This window comes from Burkholderia sp. HMSC10F09, from assembly GCF_001806955.1.
GTDB classification, from domain to species: Bacteria; Pseudomonadota; Gammaproteobacteria; order Burkholderiales; family Burkholderiaceae; genus Burkholderia; species Burkholderia multivorans.
This window is the reverse complement of sequence record NZ_KV786705.1, coordinates 1-4,039: the sequence shown is the minus strand read 5'-3', so window position 1 is coordinate 4,039 and position 4,039 is coordinate 1. Positions and strand designations below refer to the sequence as shown.

4 protein-coding genes are annotated in these 4,039 nt (G+C 72.0%); 3 read left to right on the top strand and 1 reads right to left on the bottom strand.

The features are described from left to right. Nucleotides 1-304: 304 nt before the first annotated feature. Together HMPREF3115_RS13960 and HMPREF3115_RS13955 are read left to right on the top strand one after the other, a co-directional pair. Entirely contained in the window at nt 305-787 is a 483-nt protein-coding gene (locus HMPREF3115_RS13960; RefSeq protein ID WP_070554804.1) for an SRPBCC family protein, read from the top strand. 190 nt (nt 788-977) lie between these two features. Then, nucleotides 978-1,616, top strand: coding sequence for a 2-hydroxychromene-2-carboxylate isomerase (locus HMPREF3115_RS13955; protein ID WP_070554802.1), 639 nt, complete (start codon nt 978-980; stop codon nt 1,614-1,616). 58 nt (nt 1,617-1,674) lie between these two features. Here the strand turns inward: HMPREF3115_RS13955 and HMPREF3115_RS13950 are convergent, their stop codons facing one another. Further along, the gene (locus tag HMPREF3115_RS13950; RefSeq protein ID WP_070554800.1) at nt 1,675-2,658 is read right to left on the bottom strand and encodes a LysR family transcriptional regulator; all 984 of its coding nucleotides are present in this window, start codon (nt 2,656-2,658) and stop codon (nt 1,675-1,677) included. A gap of 102 nt (nt 2,659-2,760) precedes the next feature. Between HMPREF3115_RS13950 and HMPREF3115_RS13945 the strand changes: the two genes are divergently transcribed. Continuing rightward, nucleotides 2,761-3,990: an MFS transporter gene (locus tag HMPREF3115_RS13945; RefSeq protein WP_070554798.1), complete on the top strand. Its 1,230-nt coding sequence runs from the start codon at nt 2,761-2,763 to the stop codon at nt 3,988-3,990. Nucleotides 3,991-4,039: the final 49 nt, after the last annotated feature.

Genomic DNA, 4,039 nt, shown 5'->3' with positions numbered 1-4,039 from the left:
GCGGCAGCGGCAGCGGCAGCGGCAGCGGCACGATACTGCGCACGCAACGATCGCGGTCGCGTACGGCGCCCCATCGCCATGCTACGCGATGAAAATGGTTGCCGCACCGCCGCAGTCGCACGACGGACGGCCGATGCGCCGCCTCGGCCGGGCGCCGCGCAGCGCGTGCGCCATACGCGGCATCGCAGCATCGGCCGCCGCCTTCCCGGCATTGCGACGCGCGGCGCGCCCGCCTACGATTTCTGAACGGGCGCCGCGCGCACCGGCACGCCACCCGTGCCGACGCTCGACCGAGGAGGCAACCATGATGCACTCGCACACGACGCACATCAGCCGGCACGTGAATGCGCCGCGCAACCGCGTGTATCGCGCGTTGCTCGATCCGCATGCGGTCGAGCAATGGAAGGTGCCCGACGGCATGACGTGCCATGTCCACGCGTTCGATGCGCGCGAGGGCGGCGCGCTGCGCGTGTCGCTCACCTCCGACGCGGCGGTGCCCGCCGGCAAGAGCGATGCGCACACCGACACCTATCACGGCCGGTTCGTGACGCTCGTGCCGGATCGGCAAGTCGTCGAGATCGACGTGTTCGAAACCGACGATCCGATGCTGCGCGGCGCGATGACGATCACGATCACGTTGTCGGACGAAGACGGCGGCACGCGTGTCGACGCGGTCCACGACGGCGTGCCGCCCGGTGTGCCGGCCGCGGACAACGAGACCGGCTGGCGCATGGCGCTTGCGCGGCTCGCGGCGCTCGTCGAAGACGACGGTCGGCCGCACGCCTGACCGCAGACGCACAACCCGCGGCCTCCGCATGCCGCGACCCGCAAACGCGAAATCCGCCCGTAGCCGCGCCGCGCGGCGCCGCGACCGGCTGCGCGAAACACCGCCCCATGCGACACTGGCACGCATGCGCCGACGCACCGATCGTTCGCGCGCCCGCCCGCCATCCGGCCCTGCCCGAGGAGACATCGCAATGAACGCCGCGCGCACCGCAACGTGGTATTTCGATTTCGTTTCGCCGTTCGCTTATCTGCAGCAGGAACGGTTCGACCGGCTGCCGCCGGCCGCGGCCTTCGAGCCGAAGCCGATCGTGCTCGGCGCGCTGCTTGCGCACTGGGGGCAGAAGGCGCCGGCCGAGATCGCCGCGAAGCGCGTCTTCACCTATCGTCACGCACAATACCGCGCGGACAAGCTCGGCATTCCGTTCCGCATGCCGCCCGCGCATCCGTTCAATCCGATCCGGCCGCTGCGGCTCGCGATCGCGATGGGCGGCTCGATGGACGCGATCCGGCGGATCTTCCGGCACATCTGGCGCGACGGGCAGGACGTCGCGACGCCGGACGGTTTCGCCGCGCTGTGCGAAGCGGTCGGCTTTCCGGAAGGCGTGACGGCCGTCGACGCGCAGCCCGTGAAGGACGCGCTGCGCGCGAACACGGACCGCGCGATCGCGCTCGGCGTGTTCGGCGTGCCGACCTTCGAACTCGACGGCGATCTGTTCTGGGGCGAGGACGCGACCGACATGTTCGTCGACTGTGCGACCTCGCGCGCGTGGCTCGATTCGCCGGAGGTGCGCCGCATCAGCACGCTTCCGGAAGGCATCCGCCGCGGCTGATCGCGCGGCTGCGCGCGCGTAGACGAGGGCGGCGCGACATGGCCGCGGGCCCGCTCCGCTACGCGTCGCGCCGTTCGACGAGCGCCGGCACCGCGTCGCGCATCATCGCGACGAACCGCACGAGCCGCGACGGATAGAACTGCGCGTGCGGATACGTGATGTAGACGGGCAGCGGCGCGGCTTGCCAGTCGCGCGCGAGATGCACGAGATCGCCGCGCGCGAGGTCATCGGCCAGCATCCACGACGACCCGACGCACGCACCGACGCCCAGCAGCGCCGCGCTGCGCAGCGCGTACAGGTTCGCGGTCGTGATGCGCGGACGGATCGCGATGCGCCGCGTGTCGCCGGTAACGGCGTGCGTGAGCGTCAGCTCGGTCCGGTAGTACGTGCGCAGCGCCAGCCACGGCAACGCGGCAAGCGCGTCCGGATCGGCCGGCACGTCCGCGCCGTTCAGCACCGACGGCGCAGCGACGACGAAGCGCGGCACCTTCGTCAGCCGGATCGCGACGACACCCGGGTCGGTCGGCTCGCCGACCTGGATCGCACAGTCGATCCCGCTGCCGACGAAATCGCGCACGTCGTCCTGCAGCAGCCATTCGACCGACACGCGCGGATAGTCGCGCAGAAACCGTGCGAGCGGCGCAACGAAGCGCTCCTGCCCGAACGCGTGCGGCACCGCGACGCGCAGCAGCCCGTCGGGCTCCTCCTGTGCGCCGCGCAGATCGGCTTCGAACGCCGCCCAGTGCGCGAGCAGTTCCTTCGCGCGCGTGAAGCAGCGTTCGCCGTCGACCGTCAGCCGCATCGCGTGCGTGGTCCGCTGCAGCAGCCGCACGCCGAGCGAGCGCTCGAGCGCCTGCAGCCGGCGGCTGACCGTCGGCTGCGTCGTGTGCATCTGTGCGGCGGCGGCCGACAGACTGCCGGCCTCGACTATGCGTACGAACGTTTCCATCAGCTCGAAACGATAGCCGGCGCCATCCACGGGCACCGTCGGAATGTGCGAAGCGCCTTGTGCGTCGCGGGAGTCAGGGGATTTTTCGGTCATACGCGAAACGTATAACAAGTCTGCGCGGCACGCTACTACCGTCCTCGGTGCCGCGCGGTCACACTCGCGTCCATCGTGTTTCCACCACCGAGGACGCCGATCATGTCTACTCCGCACCGTCTCGATGCCGCGCCGCACGCGCGGCCTGCCGCCCACGCCGCCGCTTCGTCGCTGCCCGGTCGCCGTCTGGTTCTGCTGCTCGCCGCGGCGGCCGGCCTCGGCGTCGCGCCGCTCTATTACGCGCAGCCGATGCTCGGCGCGCTCGGCCCCGATCTCGGCGCGTCGGCCCGCGCGATCGGCTTCGTGCCGACGCTCACGCAGCTCGGCTACGCGCTCGGGATTCTGCTGCTCGCGCCGCTCGGCGACCGCTTCGATCGGCGCCGCGTGATCGTCGCGAAGGCCGCCGCCCTGGTCGTCGCGCTGTTGCTCGCGGCCGTCGCGCCGTCGCTCGGGCTGCTGCTCGCGGCGAGCTTCGCGATCGGCCTCACCGCGACGATGGCGCAGGACGTCGTGCCGGCCGCCGCGACGCTCGCGCACGACCAGCACCGCGGCCGCATCGTCGGCACGGTGATGACGGGGCTGCTGCTCGGCATCCTGCTGTCGCGCGTGGTGGCCGGATTCGTCGCCGAAACCGCCGGCTGGCGCGCGATGTTCGCGCTCGCCGCCGCGAGCGTCGCCGCGATCGGCATCGTCGCCGCGCGCGGGCTGCCGCGCTTCGCGCCCACCACGCAGTTGCCGTATCGCGCGCTGATCGGCTCGCTGCGCGAGCTCTGGCAGCGTCATCGGGCGCTGCGCCGCGCGGCGCTCGCGCAAGGCCTGCTGGCGATCGGCTTCAGTGCATTCTGGTCGACGCTCGCGATCATGCTGCACGACGCGCCGTTTCACCTCGGCAGCGCGGCCGCCGGCGCGTTCGGCCTTGCCGGCGCCGCCGGCGCGCTGGCCGCACCGATCGCGGGACGGCTGGCCGACCGTCACGGGCCCGAGCACGTGACCCGCATCGGGATCGGGATCGCGACGCTGTCGTTCGCCGCGATGGCCGCGGCACCGGCGATGCCGGCGCAAGCGCAGCTGGCGCTGCTCGCGGCCGCGACGATCGGCTTCGACCTCGGCGTGCAGGCGACGCTGATCGCGCACCAGGCGATCGTGTACCGGATCGATCCGGCGTCGCGCAGCCGCCTGAACGCCGTGCTATTCGTCGGCATGTTCATCGGCATGGCGGCCGGCGCGGCGCTCGGCGGTCTGTTGCTCGCGCAACTGGGCTGGAACGCAGTGATCGGGCTGGCCGTCGCGTCCTCGCTCGCCGCGCTCGCGGTTCGCATGTGGCGACAATAAGCGCGCTTCGCGGGGCGCCGCGCGGGCCGGCACACGCTGTCGGCCCGCG

Excerpts from the sequence above, each read along its gene's own strand:
- HMPREF3115_RS13960 (WP_070554804.1), top strand. The coding sequence starts at position 305 with ATGATGCACTCGCACACGACGCACATCAGCCGGCACGTGAATGCGCCG.
- HMPREF3115_RS13955 (WP_070554802.1), top strand. The coding sequence starts at position 978 with ATGAACGCCGCGCGCACCGCAACGTGGTATTTCGATTTCGTTTCGCCG.
- HMPREF3115_RS13950 (WP_070554800.1), bottom strand. The coding sequence starts at position 2,658 with ATGACCGAAAAATCCCCTGACTCCCGCGACGCACAAGGCGCTTCGCAC.
- HMPREF3115_RS13945 (WP_070554798.1), top strand. The coding sequence starts at position 2,761 with ATGTCTACTCCGCACCGTCTCGATGCCGCGCCGCACGCGCGGCCTGCC.